This window comes from Marinobacter sp., assembly GCF_041690615.1.
In the GTDB taxonomy this organism is placed as follows: Bacteria; Pseudomonadota; Gammaproteobacteria; order Pseudomonadales; family Oleiphilaceae; genus Marinobacter.
Window position 1 is genome coordinate 35,244 of record NZ_JAWLGY010000002.1, and the last position, 19,294, is coordinate 54,537.

15 protein-coding genes are annotated in these 19,294 nt (G+C 62.4%); 8 read left to right on the forward strand and 7 right to left on the reverse strand.

All coding sequences use genetic code 11. The features are described from left to right. Positions 1-187: 187 nt before the first annotated feature. The 4 genes from ACESMZ_RS01825 (at position 188) to ACESMZ_RS01840 (ending at position 5,148) form a co-directional block, all read left to right on the forward strand. The gene (locus ACESMZ_RS01825; protein WP_372956390.1) at positions 188-2,035 is read left to right on the forward strand and encodes a SurA N-terminal domain-containing protein; all 1,848 of its coding nucleotides are present in this window, start codon (positions 188-190) and stop codon (positions 2,033-2,035) included. A gap of 199 nt (positions 2,036-2,234) precedes the next feature. Next, the gene (gene zwf / locus ACESMZ_RS01830; protein ID WP_372956391.1) at positions 2,235-3,707 is read left to right on the forward strand and encodes a glucose-6-phosphate dehydrogenase; all 1,473 of its coding nucleotides are present in this window, start codon (positions 2,235-2,237) and stop codon (positions 3,705-3,707) included. Next, the gene (gene pgl, locus ACESMZ_RS01835) at positions 3,694-4,428 is read left to right on the forward strand and encodes a 6-phosphogluconolactonase (protein ID WP_372956392.1); all 735 of its coding nucleotides are present in this window, start codon (positions 3,694-3,696) and stop codon (positions 4,426-4,428) included. Before zwf ends, pgl begins: the two co-directional genes overlap by 14 nt. Before the next feature lie 48 nt (positions 4,429-4,476). Further along, the gene (locus ACESMZ_RS01840; RefSeq protein WP_372956393.1) at positions 4,477-5,148 is read left to right on the forward strand and encodes a bifunctional 4-hydroxy-2-oxoglutarate aldolase/2-dehydro-3-deoxy-phosphogluconate aldolase; all 672 of its coding nucleotides are present in this window, start codon (positions 4,477-4,479) and stop codon (positions 5,146-5,148) included. Here ACESMZ_RS01840 and pyk read toward each other — a convergent pair. Then, entirely contained in the window at positions 5,145-6,602 is a 1,458-nt protein-coding gene (gene pyk / locus ACESMZ_RS01845) for a pyruvate kinase (RefSeq protein WP_372956394.1), read from the reverse strand. The genes ACESMZ_RS01840 and pyk overlap by 4 nt on opposite strands. Before the next feature lie 95 nt (positions 6,603-6,697). Between pyk and edd the strand changes: the two genes are divergently transcribed. Next, a complete protein-coding gene (edd, locus tag ACESMZ_RS01850) occupies positions 6,698-8,521 on the forward strand; it encodes a phosphogluconate dehydratase (protein ID WP_372956395.1) in 1,824 nt (607 codons plus the stop codon). 41 nt (positions 8,522-8,562) lie between these two features. After that, positions 8,563-10,044 carry a glycerol kinase GlpK gene (glpK, locus tag ACESMZ_RS01855; RefSeq protein ID WP_372956396.1) on the forward strand — a complete coding sequence of 494 codons (1,482 nt, stop codon included), beginning with the start codon at positions 8,563-8,565 and terminating at the stop codon, positions 10,042-10,044. 20 nt (positions 10,045-10,064) lie between these two features. On the opposite strand, the gene ACESMZ_RS01860 is transcribed toward glpK, so the two are convergent. The 4 genes from ACESMZ_RS01860 to ACESMZ_RS01875 form a co-directional block, all read right to left on the reverse strand. After that, positions 10,065-11,315, reverse strand: coding sequence for an ABC transporter substrate-binding protein (locus tag ACESMZ_RS01860; RefSeq protein WP_372956397.1), 1,251 nt, complete (start codon positions 11,313-11,315; stop codon positions 10,065-10,067). Between the two features lie 24 nt (positions 11,316-11,339). After that, positions 11,340-12,590 carry an ABC transporter substrate-binding protein gene (locus ACESMZ_RS01865; protein ID WP_372972114.1) on the reverse strand — a complete coding sequence of 417 codons (1,251 nt, stop codon included), beginning with the start codon at positions 12,588-12,590 and terminating at the stop codon, positions 11,340-11,342. A gap of 219 nt (positions 12,591-12,809) precedes the next feature. Next, a complete protein-coding gene (locus tag ACESMZ_RS01870; RefSeq protein WP_372956399.1) occupies positions 12,810-13,583 on the reverse strand; it encodes an SDR family NAD(P)-dependent oxidoreductase in 774 nt (257 codons plus the stop codon). A 17-nt stretch (positions 13,584-13,600) separates the two neighbouring features. Beyond that, complete coding sequence (locus ACESMZ_RS01875) at positions 13,601-15,358, reverse strand: diguanylate cyclase domain-containing protein (RefSeq protein WP_372956400.1); 1,758 nt, start codon at positions 15,356-15,358, stop codon at positions 13,601-13,603. A gap of 165 nt (positions 15,359-15,523) precedes the next feature. Here ACESMZ_RS01875 and ACESMZ_RS01880 point away from each other — a divergent pair, with 165 nt between their 5' ends. Next, positions 15,524-15,853 carry a TraR/DksA family transcriptional regulator gene (locus ACESMZ_RS01880; RefSeq protein WP_372956401.1) on the forward strand — a complete coding sequence of 110 codons (330 nt, stop codon included), beginning with the start codon at positions 15,524-15,526 and terminating at the stop codon, positions 15,851-15,853. Positions 15,854-15,980: 127 nt separating this feature from the next. After that, positions 15,981-17,435 carry an SLC13 family permease gene (locus tag ACESMZ_RS01885; RefSeq protein WP_372956402.1) on the forward strand — a complete coding sequence of 485 codons (1,455 nt, stop codon included), beginning with the start codon at positions 15,981-15,983 and terminating at the stop codon, positions 17,433-17,435. A 44-nt stretch (positions 17,436-17,479) separates the two neighbouring features. On the opposite strand, the gene ACESMZ_RS01890 is transcribed toward ACESMZ_RS01885, so the two are convergent. Together ACESMZ_RS01890 and ACESMZ_RS01895 are read right to left on the reverse strand one after the other, a co-directional pair. Next, on the reverse strand, positions 17,480-18,499 hold the full coding sequence (locus ACESMZ_RS01890; protein WP_372972115.1) for a polysaccharide deacetylase family protein: 1,020 nt from the start codon (positions 18,497-18,499) through the stop codon (positions 17,480-17,482). Further along, positions 18,493-19,179: a DNA-J related domain-containing protein gene (locus ACESMZ_RS01895; RefSeq protein ID WP_372956404.1), complete on the reverse strand. Its 687-nt coding sequence runs from the start codon at positions 19,177-19,179 to the stop codon at positions 18,493-18,495. Before ACESMZ_RS01895 ends, ACESMZ_RS01890 begins: the two co-directional genes overlap by 7 nt. Between the last annotated feature and the right edge of the window lie 115 nt (positions 19,180-19,294).

The following is a 19,294-nucleotide window of genomic DNA, read 5'->3' on the forward strand; positions in this document are numbered from 1 at the left end:
GCCCTGCCCGAATTCAAGGCGCATTCCATTCCGGGTGCGCCTTTTTACGTTCAGTCAGTGTGTAAAGTTCCGGCCCCGTTGTTCCGGGCGATTCGGCTGACTGTTTCCAGAGCAACACAGAACGAGGCCTGACGCTGAGCCTGGTGCCATCTGGACGGCACGGGGGGTCGAGCGATCCGGGAGGACCATGCTTCAAGATATTCGGGACAATGCCCAGGGCACCATTGCCAAGATCATCATCGCTGTATTGATCGTTTCTCTGTCAATCTGGGGTATGGACGCCATTGTCGGGGGCTTCCGCGGCGAACCGGAGGTTGCCACCGTCAACGGTGAGGATATTACCGAGCAGGAGTTCCTGCGCATGGTACAGATTGCCAGCCAGCAACAGCTCAGCGAGATGGAGAACCCGGACCCGACCCTGCTGGATGAGGACCAGATACGCCGGGATGTGCTGGAGAGTATGATCCAGGCGGAAGTACTGGCCCAGGACGCAGGCAACCAGGGGCTGGAACTGACGGACCAGGGGATTGATCAGTTAATCGTCAGCATGCCCCAATTCCAGGTGGACGGTGAATTCAATCAGCAGAGTTTCACCTCCTTTGTTCGCAATCTCGGTATGGGTGTGTCCGAATTCCGTGAGTTGCTCAAGCGGGACTACGTCAGCAATCAGATTCGAACGGCAGTGGTTCGCGGAGGTATCGCTCCCGCGGAGGCTGCCCGTCAGTTGCTGGCTATCCAAAGCCAGACCCGGGACTTCAGTACCCTCAGGCTCGAGGCCGCCTCTGTTGCCGATCAGGTCGAGGTTACTGACGCTGATGTAGAGCAGTGGTACAACGAGAACCAGCAGCAGTTCACCCGCCCCGAATCGGTCGATGTGGCCTGGATTGAACTGTCGCTGGAGCAGGTGGCAGAGGGCATTGAAGTGCCGGAGGATGAGGTTCGTGAGCGTTACGATGAGCTGGTCGCCGAGCAGAGCTACGAGGAACGGCGCTCTGCCCATATCCTTATTGAGGAAGCCGACGACGCCGATGAGCGGATCCAGGCCATACAGCAGCGCCTGGATGAAGGGGCGGATTTTGCTGAGCTGGCCCGGGAGTTCTCCGATGATCCGCTGTCAGCGGAACAGGGTGGTGACCTGGGTTATCTGAGAGAGGGTGACCTGGGGGGCGACTATGACGAGGCCATGCTGTCCCTGGAAGAGGGCGAAGTGGCAGGCCCCGTGGAAACCGACTATGGCACCCATTTCATCAAACTGCTGGATATCCGGACGTCCGAGCCCCCCGCTTTCGAGGAAATGGCCCCTGAAATCCGCAGTCAGCTGGCCCAGGCCCGGGCCGGCGACGAGTTTGCCCGTCAGCGCACAGAACTGTCAGACATGGCATTCTCTTCCGAAAACCTGGAGGACCCCGCAGAACAGTTTGATCTCGAAGTGCAGACCCGCAGCGGTGTTACCCGGGACGATAACGAAGCGCCCTTTGATCACGCAGGCCTCGTCCGTCAGCTCTTTTCAGCCGATGTGCTGAACGATGGCTTCAATACCGAGCTGATTGATGTGGACCAGAACACCGCGGTGGTTGCGCGGGTGAGAGAGCACTACCCGGAGGCGCCCCAGCCACTGGAGGAAGTGGCAGATCGTATTCGGGAGCGTCTGGAGCGTGAGCAGACCCTGTCGTTGCTGCAGGAGCGCGCAGACCGGGTCCTTGACCAGCTCCGGGAGGGACAGCTGAGCCCGGACGGTGATGACTGGACTGCCTATACGGAAGTGGTGCGTAACCGTTCCGCGGTACCCGAGCCGGTTCAGGCCAGGGCATTTTCCCTGCCGACGCCTGATGAGGACGGGTACAGCCTCGGTACCGCTGTGATTGGGTCCGACCTGGTGGTTATCGCCCTGACTGACGTCAGTGACGGCGACGTGGACACCGAAAGCGAGGAGGTCCGTAACATGGCGCAGTTCCTGGCACAGATGAACGGCCAGCAGGAGTATAACGCCTACGTCCGGACACTGCGAGAGCAGGCGGAAATCGAACGGCCCTGACGCCGGCTCTGCAAGCTGCCCTGCAACCCAAGGTCTGCCCCGGACTCCCGCGGCAGACCTTTTTTGTTTCGGGACCTGAAAGCCATTGGCGCGGGAATATCAATGGTCTCCCGAAAAGCTGGCAATCCTGTCGGGGTGTTGTCATGCTTTTTGTATGTTGCTCCTGTAATCACCCTGCTGACCTTCCGGAGGCACCAAAATGGGGAGTCCGGCCTGTGACCTGGCCCTTTTCGGGGCCATGGGCGATCTGGCATCCAGAAAGCTCTTTCCGGCCCTGTATCACCTGTACCGGGCCGGCCTGCTATCGGAAGAGAGTCGTATCCTGGCCCTGGCCAGGCGCGATCTGAGTGAGGCCGAGGCCCGGTATCAGATTGGTCAGAGCCTGGAGGAGCATCTGGGGGCCAGCGCAGTGGAGGCGTCGGAAGTGGAAGGGTTTCTGGCCCGGGTCAGCTATCTGAGGCTGGATTTCGCCGATGGCATGGGTTATCAGCAGCTCGGCGACTGGCACCACCAGGGGCCCGGGACCAATACGCTGGTTCTCTACTACGCCACACCTCCGGCGCTGTATGACCAGATCACCGGCCACCTGCGGGATGCCGGATGCTGTGATGAGCGGACACGGGTAGTGGTTGAGAAACCCATCGGCCAGGACCTGTCGTCCTCCCGTGAGCTCAATGACCAGCTGGCAGGGGTCTTCCGGGAAGAGAACATCTACCGTATCGACCACTACCTGGGCAAGGAAACGGTCCAGAACCTGATTGCCCTGCGCTTCGCCAATAACCTGTTCGCTTCCCAGTGGGACCAGAACCATATTTCCCACGTGGAGATCACGGTGGCGGAGAGCGTGGGGGTGGATGGCCGCTGGTCCTATTTCAACAGCGCCGGACAGCTGCGGGACATGGTCCAGAGCCATTTGCTGCAGCTGCTCTGTCTGCTGGCCATGGACCCGCCGTCAGACCTGTCTCCGGACAGCATCCGTGATGAGAAGGTGAAGGTGCTCAAGGCGCTGTCCCCGCTGACACCGGAGCGGATCAGCACCCACCTGGTGCGGGGCCAGTACACTGCGGGAACTGCCGAGGGGGTTCCGGTTCCGGGGTATCTGGAGGAGGAAGATGCCGAGGGACCCAGCCATACGGAAACGTTCATTGCTCTCAAGGTGGAAATCGAGAACTGGCGCTGGGCCGGTGTGCCGTTCTATATCCGCACGGGCAAGCGGTTACCCGAGAAGCGTTCCGAAGTCATTGTTCACTTCAAGCCGGCACCCCACTACATCTTCGACCCGGACCAGAAGCACCTGGCCAACAACAAGCTGATCATCCGCCTGCAGCCGGATGAGGGCATGGCCCTGCAGATACTTACCAAGGACCAGGGACTGAGTCGTGGCATGCGTCTGCGGCAGGGGCCCCTGGAACTGACCTTTGCCGAGGCTTTCGAGACCGACAGGATTCCGGACGCCTATGAACGACTGTTGCTGGAAGTTATGAAAGGCAACCAGTACCTGTTCGTGCGTCGCGACGAGGTGGAGTATGCGTGGCGCTGGGTGGACCAGCTGCTGGCCAATTGCGAGGAGTGCGGCGCCCACCCCAAACGCTACGCTGCGGGTACCTGGGGGCCGGTCGCCTCCATCGCCATGATCACCCGGGACGGCCGGAGCTGGTATGAAGATGCCTGAAACGATACCGGGTCTGCCGGTCACGCTGTACCACAATGAGAAGGCCGAAACACTCGCGGCCACAGTGGCTGCAAGGGTGGCCGGACAGTTGCGCCAGACACTGGCGCAACAAAGTGAGGCACTGCTGGTGGTTTCCGGGGGCACAACGCCCGGGGCTTTCCTGGGGGAGCTATCCATTGCAGAGCTGGACTGGGCACGGGTGCACGTGGTGCCATCGGATGAGCGCTGGGTGGCAGAAGACGACCCGGCGCGCAACAGCCGCATGATCCGGCAGTCTTTACTGCAGCAGCGGGCGGCAGGCGCCAGTTTCCATGAGCTACTGGCTGAAGGGCAGCCTGCTCCGGGGATAGCCGCTGCGGAAGCCAGCAATCGGTTGCAGGCACTGCCCTGGCCGGCATCGGTGGTTGTGCTTGGAATGGGCGAGGACGGCCACACAGCCTCGCTGTTTCCGGATGCCCCGGAACTGGAGGCAGGGCTGGCGGATAACGCGCCCCTGGTGGTCGCCATGAGTCCCCTGTCGCAGCCAACAGCGCGTTTGTCGCTCAGCGCAAGGGCGCTCTCGGGGGCCGGCGCAACGGTGTTGTTGGTTCAGGGTGAAGACAAGCGGCGAGCGCTGGAGCAGGCTCTCGCCCAGCCGGATGCCATAAGTGAGCGACCCATACGCGTGTTTTTCAGGCAACCTCTGGAGATCTTCTGGTGCCCCGGGGAGTCGCTGCGTTAGAGACCTTATCGCATCGCCGCCAGGAACCCGGAAGCAGGAGCAGCAGGCATGGCAGGACTATCAGACGACCAGAAACATCGCATTGCAGCGGTTCTCGCGGCAGGGCCCATCATTCCGGTGATTTCCCTTCACCGGACGGCGGATGCATTGCCGCTGGCCGACGCTCTGCTGGAGGCGGGCATCCGGGTGCTGGAAATTACCCTGCGTACGCCCCAGGCCCTGCCCGCCATCGAATTGCTCAGTAAGCGACTGCCCGCCGAGGTACGGGTAGGGGCGGGCACTGTGACAGACCCGGCCGCTTACCGGCAGGCGGAGAGCGCCGGCGCCCGGTTTGTGGTCAGCCCCGGCATTACGCCCCGACTGCTGGACTACGGTCTGACGGCCAATGCGCCATTACTGCCGGGTGTGGCGACAGTTTCCGAGCTGATGCTGGGTTATGAGCTGGGATACCGTTCGTTCAAGTTTTTCCCGGCGGCCGTGTCGGGTGGGATAAAGGCCCTTCAGGCCTTCTCCGGTCCTTTTCCGGACGTTTCTTTCTGTCCGACTGGCGGAATACGCCAGAACACCGCCTGCGAATACCTGGCGCTGGACAATGTGCTGGCGGTGGGTGGCACCTGGCTGACCCCGGAGTCCAGGGTTAGTGCAGGAGACTGGGCGGGCATTGCCCGGCTGGCGAAGGAGAGCCTCGCCAGCTGCAGGGGCCAGGCGGACCGCCCTTAACGGATGTCGTCGCCAACCCGCAGGATTTTCATGGTGTTGGTGCCGCCCTGGGCATTGACGTAGTCGCCCTTGGTAACCACCACGAGGTCACCGGGGTTGACGATACCCCGGTCCTGTAACTGTTTTACCGCCAGGGCGTTGGTCTGGTCCGGGGCCACCTCGGCGGAGTCAAACGGAACCGTCTGCACACCCCGGTAGAGCGCCACCTTGTGCTGGGTGGAGAAATGGCGCGAAAAGGCAAAGATCGGCAACCCGGATTTGATACGGGACATGAGCAGAGGCGTGGCACCGGTTTCGGTCAGACAGATGATGGCCGTAACCCCCTGCAGGTGGTTGGCCGCATACATGGCTGACAGGGCGATGGCTTCATCAACCCGTTCCATGTCCTCGTGCATGCGGTGGCCAGACTGGTGCATGGACGGGTGGCGTTCGGCGCCCTTGCAGATGCGGTCCATGGCTTCGACGGCCTGCACCGGATAGTCGCCCACGGCGGTTTCGGCGGACAGCATGACGGCGTCGGTGTAATCCATGACCGCATTGGCCACGTCGGAGACTTCTGCCCGGGTGGGCATGGGGTTGTCGATCATGGATTCCATCATCTGTGTCGCCGTGATGACGACCCGGTTGAGGGCCCGGGCACGGCCAATGATGTGTTTCTGCACGGCGACCAGTTCGGCATCGCCGATTTCCACCGCCAGGTCGCCCCGGGCGACCATAACAGCGTCAGAGGCCAGGATTACCGAATCCAGGGCGTCGGTGTCGTGGGCCAGTTCGGCACGCTCGATCTTGGCCACCAGGCCGGCCCGGGAACCTGCGTCCCGTAACAGCTGTCGTGCGGTGTGCATATCGTCAGCGGTGCGGACGAAGGAGACGGCGACATAGTCCGCTTCCAGCCGTGCCGCGGTGATGATGTCTTCCCGGTCCTTGCTGGTCAGGGCATCGGCGGACAGACCGCCGCCGCGCTTGTTGAGCCCCTTGTTGTTGGACAGGGGGCCGCCGATCAGCACGGTGGAGGTGATGCTGTGATCGTCCACCCGGGTCACTTCCATCTCGATGCGGCCGTCGTCCAGCACCAGGATATCGCCGGGTACCACGTCGCGGATAAGCTGTTCGTAATCAATGCCAACAGCCTGGTCATCGCCGGCTTCCTTGTCCATGGCAGCATCCAGCACGAAGGTCTCGCCGGCCCGAAGGGTTACCTTGTTATCCCGGAACCGGGCAATGCGCAGCTTTGGGCCCTGGAGGTCCGCCAGAACGGCCACGAACCGGCCTGCCCGGGCAGCGGCCTCCCGCACCTGCCGGGCCCGCTCGCGGTGCTCTTCGGCACTACCGTGGGAAAAATTCAGGCGGGTGACATCCACGCCGGCGCGGATAATGCGCTCAAGGGCCTCCGGGGCATCGGTGGCTGGGCCGAGGGTGGCAACGATCTTGGTGCGCCGGAGCTGCTCAGGCATGGTGTTTCGGTTCCTTGTGATGGCGACAGGGCGTATGGGTCAACGGGCAGTCATGATACTGTCAGAGTGTAACAGAATGGTGAAGGAGGGCTTCCATGAACCCCACAGTTACCCGGGTTACTGAACGGATTATCCGGCGCAGCAGGGACAGCCGGCAAGACTACCTTCGGCGGATGGACGCCCTGGGCCGCCAGTCACCTCACCGGGCATCGCTCTCCTGCGGTAATCTGGCCCACGGTTTTGCCGCCTGCCAGCCAGGTGACAAGCAGACCCTGAAACTGATGAACCAGGCCAATGTGGCCATGGTTTCTGCCTACAACGATATGCTTTCGGCCCATCAGCCCTACGCCACTTTCCCTGATGTAATCCGCCAGGCGGCCCACGGCATGGGCTCCGTGGCCCAGTTCGCCGGCGGTACGCCGGCCATGTGTGATGGCGTTACCCAGGGCCAGCCGGGCATGGAGCTGAGCCTGGTGTCCCGGGACGTCATTGCCATGAGCACCGCCGTGGCCCTGAGCCACAACATGTTTGATGCCACCCTGTTGCTTGGTATCTGCGACAAGATCGTTCCCGGCCTGCTGATCGGTGCGCTCAGTTTCGGATATCTGCCCACGGTGTTGGTGCCGGCCGGCCCCATGCCCTCGGGCCTGCCCAACAAGGAGAAGCAGCGCATCCGGCAGCTGTATGCCGAGGGCAGGGTGGGGCGGGAAGAGCTGCTGGAGGCGGAAAGCCAGTCCTACCACAGCCCCGGCACCTGTACGTTTTATGGCACTGCCAACAGCAACCAGCTGCTGGTGGAGGTCATGGGCCTGCACCTGCCAGGCGCCGCGTTCGTCAACCCGGGCACACCGCTTCGGGAGGCACTGACCCGGGCTGCGACAGAGCAGGTCATCCGGCTGTCCCGACCCAACGGCGGTGACAGGGGGCTGGCCCACATGGTGTCGGAAAAGAGCATCGTCAACGGGCTGGTGGCACTGTTGGCTACCGGAGGGTCTACCAACCATACCCTGCACTGGGTGGCCATCGCCCGGGCTGCCGGGATCGTGATCGACTGGGATGACTACGCCGAGTTGTCCCGGGTCACCCCCCTGCTGACGCGGATATATCCCAATGGCGAGGCGGATGTGAACCACTTTCACCAGGCCGGGGGCACACCGTTGCTGATCCGTGAGCTGCTGGACGCCGGTCTGCTGCATGAGGATGTGGAGACAGTGATGGGGCCGGGGCTACGGGCCTACACCCGGGTGCCGACGCTGGACAACGGGAAACTGACCTGGCAGCCGGCGCCAACGGAAACGCTGGATGCCGGAGTGTTGCGGCCTGTTTCGCAACCCTTTGATCCAGAGGGTGGCCTGACCATCGTTCAGGGCAATCTGGGCCGGGGTATTATCAAGACGTCGGCGGTGGCCCCGGTGCATCGTGTGGTGAACGCGCCTGCCCGTGTGTTTGATGACCAGTCCCATCTGGCGGATGCGTTCGAGCGAGGTGAGCTGGATATGGATTTCGTGGCGGTGGTGCGCTGGCAGGGACCGGCGGCCAACGGTATGCCGGAACTGCACAAGCTGACGCCTTATCTGGGCAGCCTGCAGGACCGGGGCTACCAGGTGGCGCTGGTGACCGACGGCCGTATGTCCGGTGCCAGCGGCAAGGTGCCGGCGGCCATTCATGTCTACCCGGAAGCCGCCCGGGGCGGGCCGCTATCGAAGGTTCGTGATGGTGATATGATTCGGGTGGACGCCACCCGGGGGGAGCTGTCCGTCGCTCTCACCGCCGACGAACTGGCCTCCCGTGAGCCGGCCCCCGCGGCGCTCTCCGGCAACCAGGCCGGACTGGGCCGGGAACTTTTCAGCTGGTTCCGCCAGGGTGCCTCGGTGGCGGAGAAGGGCGCCACACTGTTCTTTCAGGATAACAACGTTTAAGCAGCAAAGCGGGTCAACAATAACAAGGAGCATGACCACCCATGACACAGTATCTGCTGGCCATCGACCAGGGCACCACCAGCTCCCGGGCCATTCTTTTCACCCGGGAAGGCCAGATCCATGCCGTGGAGCAACAGGAATTCGATCAGATCTATCCGGACAGCGGCTGGGTGGAACACGACCCGGAAGCCATCTGGGACACCGTCGTCGCCACCTGCAAGGCGGTGCTCGACAACAATGGCGTCAGTGCGGACCAGATACTCGGTACCGGCATTACCAACCAGCGGGAAACCACCATCCTCTGGGACCGGGTGACCGGCAAACCGGTGCATAACGCCATCGTCTGGCAGGATCGCCGCACTGCGGGCCTGTGCCAGCAACTCAAGGAAGACGGCCACGAGCCGGCGGTGACCGAGCGCACCGGTCTGCTCATTGACCCCTATTTTTCCGCCACCAAGATCCGCTGGGTGCTGGACAACGTGCCGGATGCACGGGAACGGGCCGAGCGGGGCGAACTGGCCTTTGGTACCGTGGACACCTTCCTGCTCTGGCGCCTGACCGGTGGCCGCTCCTTTCTGACGGATGCCACCAATGCCTCCCGCACCATGCTGTTCAATATCCATGAACAGCGCTGGGACCCGCACCTACTGGAACTGTTTGGCATTCCCGGGTCCCTGTTACCGGACGTCCGTGACTGTGCCTCCGATTTCGGGACCATTGCCGACGACCTGCCCGCCGCCGGCGTAACGATCGGCGGTATCGCCGGGGACCAGCAGGCAGCCCTGTTTGGCCAGACCTGTTTTGCCGAGGGTACGGCAAAAAGCACCTACGGCACCGGCTGCTTCCTGATTCTCAACACTGGCGACCGGGCGCTGAAATCCTCCAACCGGCTACTGACCACCGTGGGATACCGCCTGAACGGCAGGACCACCTACGCCCTGGAAGGCAGTATCTTCATCGCTGGTGCCGCCATCCAGTGGCTGCGGGATGGTCTCAGCCTGATCCGCATGGCGGATGAGTGCGAAATGCTGGCTGAACAGACCCCGGTGGATCACGGTGTCTACCTGGTGCCGGCGTTCACCGGCCTGGGGGCGCCCCACTGGGATCCCAAGGCCCGGGGGGCCATGTTCGGGCTGACCCGGGACACCGGCATCAAGGAGATCGTTACCGCCGGGTTGCAGTCTGTGTGCTATCAGACCAAGGACCTGCAGAAGGCCATGGAAGACGACGGCGTACGTCCCATAGCCCTGCGTGTGGACGGGGGCATGGTGGTGAATAACTGGGTGCTGAAGTTCCTGGCGGATATTCTTGGTGCCACTGTCGACCGGCCGGAGGTGATCGAGACCACCGCCCTGGGGGCCGCGTTTCTCGCCGGTCTGCAGGCTGGTGTGTACAAGGACCTTGAAGAGATCGAGAAGCTGTGGCGTTGTGAGCGCCGCTTCGAGCCGACCATGTCCAAGACAGACCGGGACCGGCTCTACGCCGGCTGGCTGGAAGCGGTCCGGCGCCTGCAGCAAGCCTGAAGCTGCAGACGCCTTGGCGGTTATTGCAGGGTCAGGGGAGCGCCGGCCTCGCGCCGGGCCTCCTGCCACTGCTCCAGCGTCCGTGCGGCCTGCTCGCCGGGAATCGTATCCAGAATCTCGTAAAACGCGCTGTAGTATTTGTCCTGGATAACCTCTGCCCTCGGTTTCATGCGAACTACGTAGACTGACTGCACGTTCTGGTGATCAAAGGCGCGCCATTCCTGTTCATCCTTCAGCAGCGAATAGCGATGCCCCTCCAGTGCCCTGATCACGTCGGCGGTATTGGTCGTGCCGGCCCGCTCCACCGCGTCCTTGTACTGATAGACAATGCTGTATGCAGACGCCGCTGCCGAGGAGGGCCTCATGTCGTAGGCATCGGAGAACGCATCAACGAAAGCGATGCCCCGCTCATGGCCTTTCTCGTAGGGCAGGTTCCAGAACCAGGGCGCCGCGCCGATAATGCCCTCCATCAGTGACGGGCCCAGTTGCAGGGCGGTACCCAGGCTGGTGTTCGGCCAGACGATCTGCATCTTGTCCTTCAGGCCCATGTCGTGGGCCATGTTCACTGCGCGTACCATGTCACCGCCCCCGAGGATCAGCACCAGCACGTCGGCATTGCTCGCTTCAGCGGCCTCCAGTGCAGTCTGGAAGTCGCGGGTACGGGCGTTGGGGAAGGGGGTGCGGGTAACCGGATGGCGCTCGGTGTCGTCCGTTCCCGACTGGGCCCGCATGGATTCTTCCACCGAATAGCCCCAGGAATAATCGGCGGTAATGTAGAAGTACTTTTTGTCGCTGTAGTGCTCGGCCATATACTGCCCGATGGCGCTGGCGGTCATCCAGGCGTTGTAGGATTCCCGGAACATGTGGGTATGGCCGGCGCTGCCGGTGGTGGCATTGGCGTAGGTCAGGGTACCGAAGTAGATCCGGTCCCGCTCTTTCGCAGCCTTCCCGGAAGCGATGGCAACTGCGGATGAGACACCGCCGAAGATCATCTGGACGTCGTGCTCGTCAATCATTTCGTGAACGTTGGCAACGCCGCGTTTCGGATTGAGCCGGGTATTACGGATAACCATTTCAACAGGGCGTCCCAGGATGCCCCCTGACTCGTTGATCTCCTCAACGGCCAGGAAGGCCCCCAGGCGCTGTTGCAGGCCCAGGTATTCATACCGGCCGGACTGGGGATAGTTGAGCCCGATCTTCAGGGCTTCCTGGGCGACGCTGGACAGACTGGTCAGCAGCAGAACAAGAGCCAGGGTAAGGCGGCGTATCATGACGGTGATTATCTCCTTTTCGTGTTATTGAAGGGTGAGGGGCATTCCGGCTTTCCGCCGGTCTTTCTGCCACTCTTCCAGCGTGCGGGCAGCCTCGTTACCGGGCAGCGAGTAGACAATCTCGAAGTAGTCGGCGGAGTACTCGTCCGCCAGCACCTGCTCCCGGGGCCGCAACTTGACCACGTAGACGGACTGCACATTCTGGTGGTCAAAGGCCCGCCACTCCTGCTCGTCTTTCAGCAGCGAATAGCGATGACCCTCAAGTGCCCTGATGACATCCGCGGTATTGGTGGTGCCGGCCCGCTCCACGGCGTCCCGGTACTGATGCACAATGCTGTAGGCGGAGGCTGCTGCTGAAGACGGGCGCATCTCGTACTGTTCCGAGAACGCCTTCACGAAGGCTTCACCCCGCTGGTAACCCATTTCCGCCGGCAGGTTCCAGACCCAGGGCACCGCACCGATGACCCCTTCCATGATGGTTGGGCCAACCTGCCGTGCCATACCCAGGGTGATATTGGGAACAACGATCTGCATGCGCTTGTGGAGCCCCATGGAGTAGGCAATATTGATCGCGCGAACCATGTCGTCACCGAACAGCACCAGTGCCAGAACCTCAGCGTCGCTGGCGGCGGCCTGTTCCAGTGCCGCCTGGAAGTCGCTGGTCAGGGCTGTGGGGAAGGGTGTGGTGACGCCGGGGTGGGCGCCGGTGTCATTGGTGCTGGTGAACTGGCGCAGGGATTCCTCCACCGACCAGCCCCAGGTGTAATCCGCGGTGATATAGTAGTAGTTGCTGTCACTGTGGGTCTCACTCAGGTACCGGCCCAGCGCCTTGGCGGACATCCAGGCGTTGTAGGGTTCCCGGAACATGTGAGTGTGTCCGGCACTGCCCGTGGTGGCATTGGAATAGGTGAGGGTGCCGAAGTAGATCCGGTCCCGCTCTTTCGCAGCCTTGCCCGAGGCAATGGCAACGGCAGAGGACACCCCGCCAAACAGCATCTTCACGTCGTGCTCATCAATCAGCTCCGCGGTATTGCGGGCACCCCGTTCCGGATCACTGCGGGTGTTACGGATGACCAGCTCGACCTGCTGTCCGAGAATGCCCCCCTGCTGGTTGATCTCGTCCACCGCCAGGAAAGCCCCCAGGCGCTGTTGCAGGCCCTGGTCCTGGTAGCGGCCGGACTGGGGATAGTTGAGGCCCAGCTTGAGTGTTTCAGCGACGGAGGTCAGTGAAACCATGGACAGACTCAGAACAAGCAGCAGCGTGCGAACTCTCATGTGTAAAGGTCTCCTGCCAAGTGTGCGGTATGTGCCACCTGCATTTGTTGGTTTTGTTAAATGATGCAAAAGGAAATGGGCAGCCGCCAGTTTTGTCGCTGACCCGGGATTTCGCAATGGTACCAGGGTGGAAAATTGTGAGGGAGCTGTAACGGGGCGTAATAAAGCGTTACCCGGCGAACTGGTTCACACCGGGCAACGGGAACAGTCACCGGCGAATCAGCCGTGGGCGCCCATGCCACCGTCAATACGATACTGGGCCCCGGTCACGAAACCGGATTCGTCAGATGCCAGGAACACCACCACATTGGCGATATCGATGGATTCGCCGTAGCGACCCAGCGGAATGCTGGCGGTCAATGCGGCCTTGGCCTCCTCCGCATGGCCGGGCTGGAAGCCTTCCTCCAGGGACCGCATCATCCGTGTATTGACCGGAGAGGGATGCACGGAGTTGACCCGCACCCCGTGGGGGCCCATCTCCAGTGCCGCCGACTTGGTAATACCAACCACGGCATGCTTGGACGCCACATAGGGGGCAACACCGGGGCTGCCCATGAGGCCGGCCACCGAGGACATATTGATAACCGAGCCGGAGCCCTGTTGCTGCATGACCCTGAGCACATGGTGCAGGCCCAGGAACACGCCGCGGACGTTGACCGCAATCACCTTGTCAAAATCCTGAATTTTCTGGTCGGTGATGGGGGCCACCTTGCCCTCTATGCCGGCGTTGTTGAAGAAGACATCGATACGACCGAATTCATCCATGGTCTTCCTGACGTAGGCGGCTACATCTTCCTCCTGCGATACATCGGCGGCTACCGTGACTACCTTGCCAGCGTCCGCCAGTTCTTCGGCAGCCGCCTTGAGATCCTCTTCCCGCAGGTCCACCAGCACCACCCGGGCGCCTTCCTCCAGGAAGCGGCGGGCGGTGACCTTGCCGATGCCGCCGCTGCCACCGGTTATGATGGCTACCTTGTCTTTGAGTCTTGCCATGATTCCTTCCTCCAGATTCAGGCGCCGGGCAGGGGTTCGGGCACAGCTTGCGCCTGGTTGTCATCAGTTTCCAGGCCGGTCAGACGGAACTGGTTACGACCCGCCGCCTTGGCCTGGTACATTGCTTCGTCTGCTGCATCCATAAGGGTTCCGGCCGTTTCACCGTCGAGGGGATACAGGCTGATACCAATGCTGGAGCCAACCCGGAGCAGCGCATCGCCACAGCGATAGGGGCGTGCATTGGCCTCGATCAGGCGCTGGGCTACCCGGGTGGCGTGTTCTGAGCTGTCCAGTTCCGGCAGCAGTACGATGAACTCATCGCCGCCGAGGCGGGCCAGGGTGTCATCTTCCCGCAGGCAGCTTTGCAGCCTCGTGGCAATTTCAGTCAGCAGTTGATCGCCGGCGGCGTGTCCATGACTATCGTTGACGGCCTTGAAATGATCAAGGTCCACGAACATCACTGCCAGCATTTGTTGCTTGCGGTGGGCGTGGCGGATGGCATGCTGGAGCCGGTCCTCCAGCAGTCGGCGATTAGGTAGCCCGGTGAGGGCATCGTAGTAGGCCAGCTGGCGGATGCGCTCTTCATTGAGGCGGTGCTGGGTGATGTCGGTGAACAGGCCGGCGTAGTGGGTCACCTGGCCGTCGTCGTCGCGGATCGCCGTAATGGTGAGCAGTTCCAGGTAAAGCTCGCCACCCTTGCGCCGGTTCCAGATCTCACCGCGCCAGCGACCGGTGCTGCTCAGGGTTTCCCACATCTTCCGGTAGAAGGCCGCGTCATGACGCCCTGAAGAGAGAATCGCCGGTGACCGGCCGATGACTTCCTCTGGCTGGTATCCGGTGAGTTGGGTAAAGGCCGGGTTGACAAACTGGATGGTCAGATCGGGGGCGGTGATGAGAATCCCCTCCAGAGAGGACTCTATCACCCGTTCCGCCAGCTGCAGGTGCTGACGGGACTGGGCCAGGGCGGCATCCCGCTGTTCCAGCGTTGCCCTCAGGTCCTCCAGGTACATATGCTCGGCCCCGGCAATCAGGTCCGCGAAGCCCAGCAGGCCGATCGGTTCACCATCGCTGTTGGTGACACCCAGGTGACGAATCCGCTTTTCCAGAAGCAGGTCGCGGGCCCGGATCAGGGGCTCGTTCATGCCGATGGTCAGCAGGGGACGGCTGGCCAGTTCAGAAACCGGGGTGTCTCCGGGGTAATTGCTGATCAACCGCAGCACGTCCCTTTCGGTCAGCACGCCGGGGCCCCTGTCGTCGCAGAGGATCAGCGCCGCATCATGGTGGGTCTGGTGCATCTGCCGTGCGGCAACGGAAAGCCGCAGGTCGCCATTGAGCACAAGTGGGCTTTGTCCCAGGGCAGAATGGACTTCCCGCAATCTCAGGTAGGGCTCGAGGCCCTGATTCATGGCGATGTCGCTCTGGCTCAGGATGCCCGCGATGCGTTGCTGGCTGTCCATCACCAGGAAATGCCGGCGGTGTTCCTGACGGAAGCGCATGGCCGCCTCGGCGATACTGGTTCCGGTGGTGAGCGTAGCCACCGGAGCACTCATGACATCGGCGATCGGGCGGTGAAGGGAGTCCGGATCGGAAAAGTTTACCAGCAGGGCATCGTGTTCGGTCCAGATACCCAGTGGCTCGTCGTTATCCATAACCACGATGGAGCTGCAACGATGGTCGGCCATCAGACGGGCGGCGCGACTCAGCGGCGTGTCCGGCGGGCAGTGCACGGGAACGCCAGAGCGCATGATGCTCTCGATGGGAAGGTGGTTGGCCATACAGCTCCCGATTATGATTATCCTGATCCCGAGCATTGTGTGGTGTCGGCGACGAGCCGGTTTTGACTGACATCAATTGCTCAGCCATTCTTTCCGATATCCTGACCGTTTTTCAGTTTCCGTTCTACGGTCCCGATACGGACTCACTCAGGAGGTGGCAGCACCATGGCCCATAGCCGTAAAGAAGAACTTCAGCGCCTGAAGCAGGAGCTGACCAGCCGGCTCGAACGTTACGAGGCTCACCAGCACCGGGAGGATGGCAAGCTGGAAGCCGACTTCTCGGAACAGGCGGTGCAACGACAGAACGACGAGGTGGTGGACTCCCTCGAGCAGGAAGTACGGGATGAGCTGCGACAGGTGATCCATGCCCTGGACCGCATCGAGGGGGGCGAGGGTGAGACCTGTGAGCGTTGCGGCAACGATATCACTCCGGAGCGTCTGAAAATCCTGCCCTGGACATCGCTTTGTGTCCGGTGTGCGGAAGCCGCCGAATAGCCCTTTCCTGTTGTAATCCATACCGACCACTCACCACAGGCCGGCGGCTTTCTGCCTATGGGCTGCCGGCCCCGTGCAGCCAGCGGCGTGACCATTGACTGGCTGCCAGAGATAAGGATCCAACACCATGACTCAGACGGCCAATGATACTTCCGGGAAAATGCCGAAGAGCCGGGTTATCGGGTTGTTTACCGGCCTCGCCCTGCTGGCGGTAACCCTGGTTGTACCACCGCCGGGTGATCTGGGCGGGCCCGCCTGGGCAGCACTGGGGCTGATGATGCTGATGGCAGCCTGGTGGGCTACGGAGGCTATTCCCATACCGGCCACATCACTGGTACCTATTGTGCTGATCCCGGCGATGGGGCTGGGCTCCGTCAAGGATGCCACCACGCCCTACGCCAACCCCATTATCTTCCTGTTCCTGGGGGGCTTTACCCTGGGGCTGGCGATGCAGCGCTGGAACCTGCACCGACGGATTGCCCTGCATATCCTGTTGCTGGTAGGCACCAGCCCGAAGCGACAGATCGGCGGCTTCATGGTAGCGACGGCCTTTCTCAGTATGTGGGTCTCCAATACCGCAACGGCCATTATGATGCTGCCTATTGGCCTGTCGGTCCTCAGCATGGTGCACGCGCCGGATGAAGACAGCCGCGAGCGCTTTGGTGTCGCCCTGCTGCTGGCCATTGCCTATTCGGCCAGTGTCGGCGGCATAGCCACTCTGATCGGTACGCCGCCGAATGCCTTGCTGGCCGCCTACCTGTCGGAAGACCAGAATATTCCGCTGGGTTTTGCGCAGTGGATGGTGATCGGTGTACCGGTGGCGCTGCTGATGTTGCTGGTTATCTGGTGGTGGCTGACCCGCCGGGACTTCGGTATCGGTGGGTCCGGCGGAGCCGGAGAGGCGATCCGCGACGAGTTGCGGGACCTGGGCGACATGGGCAGTGCCGAAAAGCGCGTGGCCCTCCTGTTTGGTCTGACCGCAGCGGCATGGATATTCCGCCCGTTGTTTTCCGATGCTCTGCCGTGGCTGAGTGACACGGTGATCGCCATCTTTGCTGCCATATTGCTGTTCCTGATCCGCTCCGGCCAGCGGGATGGCGATGCCCTGATGGACTGGGACAGTGCCCGGGATCTGCCCTGGGGGGTGTTATTGCTGTTTGGGGGCGGCCTCGCGCTGGCCGGTGTGATCAGCAGTTCTGGCCTGGCCGACGCCATTGCGGAGAGCCTCTCGGCGCTTGATGTGTTACCCATGCTGCTGATGGTCGGGCTGGTGGTCGCAGTGATTATCTTCCTTACCGAAGTTACCAGTAATACCGCCACGGCGGCGGCGTTCCTGCCCTTGCTGGGAGCGCTCGCAGTCGGGCAGGGTATCTCGCCGGTGCTGTTGACTGTGCCTGCGGCCATAGCCGCCAGCTGTGCCTTCATGATGCCGGTAGCCACACCGCCCAATGCGATTGTCTTCGGCAGTGGTCATCTGGCCATCAGCGATATGATCCGCGCCGGTTTCGTGCTTAACCTGATTGGTGTGCTGCTGGTGACACTGGTGGGTTACCTGCTGATGGGCGTAGCCTTTGCCATCTGACGCCGGGCAGGGCAAGCCGGCCCTTCTGTCCGGCTTGCCGTTGCTCAGTCTTCCGGCCTGGACAGGTCGACCCACTGTTGCGAGAACCAGTAGAAACGCCCTTCACCAGCCGGATAGGTGCAGTTATAACGAAACCGACGGCTGCTGAAAGGCTCCGGCGCGCGGACAGTGACCTGCTGCCGGTCTGGTTCCAGCGTCATTCGACCCTGGCCGGAAGCAAAACAGTTGAGGGCTTCCGACCGGAGGTTGTCTGGCAGGGTCATGGTCAGGGTCGGTGGATTGTCATCCACGATGCCGTCGGGCAAGGCTGCGGCATCCACCGGCAGGGCACGGCTGCGAAGCTTGTCATCCAGGCCATCGAGCTGGCCGAAGGCGGTGGCCATGGGAAACCGGGGCAGGCGACTTGCATCAGACATTTCGCCGATGGCCCCGGACTGCTGGCCAAAGGCCAGCCAGCCCCGTTTGTCCATCATTGCTTCCAGGGCTGAGTCATATTCCCCGTAGGGGTAGGCGAACATGGGGGCGGTTTTTCCCAGACGTTCCTCCAGGATGGACTGTGCCTGATCGAGACTGGCGCGGGCCCGCTGCCGCCAGGCTTGCTGCGACTCGTCCGGCCGCCTTGCCAGGTGTCCGTGGTCATGGCTGTGGTTGGCCACCGTGACCCCGTCCCGCTGCCTTGCCTGCTTCAGTTGATCCCAGGTCATATAGCCCCGGGTGCCCACCGCGTCTGTGTTGACGAAGATAGTGTAGGGGTAACCGTATTCTTCGAGCAGGGGGGCTGCCGTAGTCCAGACTGACGCGTAGGCATCATCAAAGGTAATGGCCACCTGCTCCTGGTCGTTCAGTTCACCACCGAGGGCCGCCCGGGTGGCGGACTCCAGTGGCTCGACTTCCAGACCCAGCGTCCGGATGCGCTCAAGGTGGGCTTCGAACAGTTCGGGGCTGGTGCTGGTGCTGGCGGGCGTCTGGTCACTGATGTGGTGGTACTGCAGGACGACCAGGTCAGACCAGGCCGGCAGTGGCGCCAGCACCAGCAGGCCCGCCGCAAGGGCTCGGTTCAGCATGGGAATTCTCCGTGGCGGAAGTAGTGCCGCAAGGTGGTGAAGGCATCGTTCAGTTGTTGCACCTGGCCGGTATCGCCTCCGCGGTCCGGGTGGGCCTGCATCACGGCCCGGCGGAAGCGGTGCTTGACCGTGGCAAAGTCCGGGGGCAGGCTTTCGAAGCCCAGGATGCCGGCGGCCGCTTCCGCGGAATCGCTGCCGGGGCGGTGGCGGGTTCGCCCGGCCCAGAAGTCATCCACCATGCGATGAATGTCGGCCTCGGCCATCCGGTACTGGTCCAGGTCAAGGTAGAAGTCCCGCAGCGGGTCAGTGCGGTCCGGCAGCCCGGATCCGGCGACTACCCCGTCCCGTTCCAGCGTAATGGCGAGGGGCGAGATGGTGAGGGTTTCGCCGGACGACGCGACCTCGTCCCGCAGGCGATAGAGCACGTGGAACAGTAGAAAGTGCACCGGGTACAGGGCCGCCGGGTCGGCGTAGTCCACAGGTCCGATCAGTTGCCATGGCCGGGCCTGCAACTGGCGGATCAACTCCAGTTCCGACAGGCCGCCGGCTTCCCGCAGGCAGGCCTCCACCGCCGCTGACAGCAGCTGAACATGGTGCTCCAGGGCCTGGCGGGCAGGTTCATCAGACCGGGGTAGCGTGCCCGGGGCGGGCTTTTGGCGGGGGAAGGATTCTTCACTCATGGAACCATGTTATGTCAGCCGGGGCGTTATCCCAAGTATTGCCCCGGTGTTTACCGCCCCTCCGGGAATGCTGAAGTATCGGCATGTTCGGTTGTACGCAGTGACAGGGCCTGAC

What these genes read in the sequence shown, in the direction of transcription:
- ACESMZ_RS01825 (WP_372956390.1), top strand. Translation starts at nt 188, where the DNA reads ATGCTTCAAGATATTCGGGACAATGCCCAGGGCACCATTGCCAAGATC.
- zwf (WP_372956391.1), top strand. Translation starts at nt 2,235, where the DNA reads ATGGGGAGTCCGGCCTGTGACCTGGCCCTTTTCGGGGCCATGGGCGAT.
- pgl (WP_372956392.1), top strand. Translation starts at nt 3,694, where the DNA reads ATGAAGATGCCTGAAACGATACCGGGTCTGCCGGTCACGCTGTACCAC.
- ACESMZ_RS01840 (WP_372956393.1), top strand. Translation starts at nt 4,477, where the DNA reads ATGGCAGGACTATCAGACGACCAGAAACATCGCATTGCAGCGGTTCTC.
- pyk (WP_372956394.1), bottom strand. Translation starts at nt 6,602, where the DNA reads ATGCCTGAGCAGCTCCGGCGCACCAAGATCGTTGCCACCCTCGGCCCA.
- edd (WP_372956395.1), top strand. Translation starts at nt 6,698, where the DNA reads ATGAACCCCACAGTTACCCGGGTTACTGAACGGATTATCCGGCGCAGC.
- glpK (WP_372956396.1), top strand. Translation starts at nt 8,563, where the DNA reads ATGACACAGTATCTGCTGGCCATCGACCAGGGCACCACCAGCTCCCGG.
- ACESMZ_RS01860 (WP_372956397.1), bottom strand. Translation starts at nt 11,315, where the DNA reads ATGATACGCCGCCTTACCCTGGCTCTTGTTCTGCTGCTGACCAGTCTG.
- ACESMZ_RS01865 (WP_372972114.1), bottom strand. Translation starts at nt 12,590, where the DNA reads ATGAGAGTTCGCACGCTGCTGCTTGTTCTGAGTCTGTCCATGGTTTCA.
- ACESMZ_RS01870 (WP_372956399.1), bottom strand. Translation starts at nt 13,583, where the DNA reads ATGGCAAGACTCAAAGACAAGGTAGCCATCATAACCGGTGGCAGCGGC.
- ACESMZ_RS01875 (WP_372956400.1), bottom strand. Translation starts at nt 15,358, where the DNA reads ATGGCCAACCACCTTCCCATCGAGAGCATCATGCGCTCTGGCGTTCCC.
- ACESMZ_RS01880 (WP_372956401.1), top strand. Translation starts at nt 15,524, where the DNA reads ATGGCCCATAGCCGTAAAGAAGAACTTCAGCGCCTGAAGCAGGAGCTG.
- ACESMZ_RS01885 (WP_372956402.1), top strand. Translation starts at nt 15,981, where the DNA reads ATGACTCAGACGGCCAATGATACTTCCGGGAAAATGCCGAAGAGCCGG.
- ACESMZ_RS01890 (WP_372972115.1), bottom strand. Translation starts at nt 18,499, where the DNA reads ATGCTGAACCGAGCCCTTGCGGCGGGCCTGCTGGTGCTGGCGCCACTG.
- ACESMZ_RS01895 (WP_372956404.1), bottom strand. Translation starts at nt 19,179, where the DNA reads ATGAGTGAAGAATCCTTCCCCCGCCAAAAGCCCGCCCCGGGCACGCTA.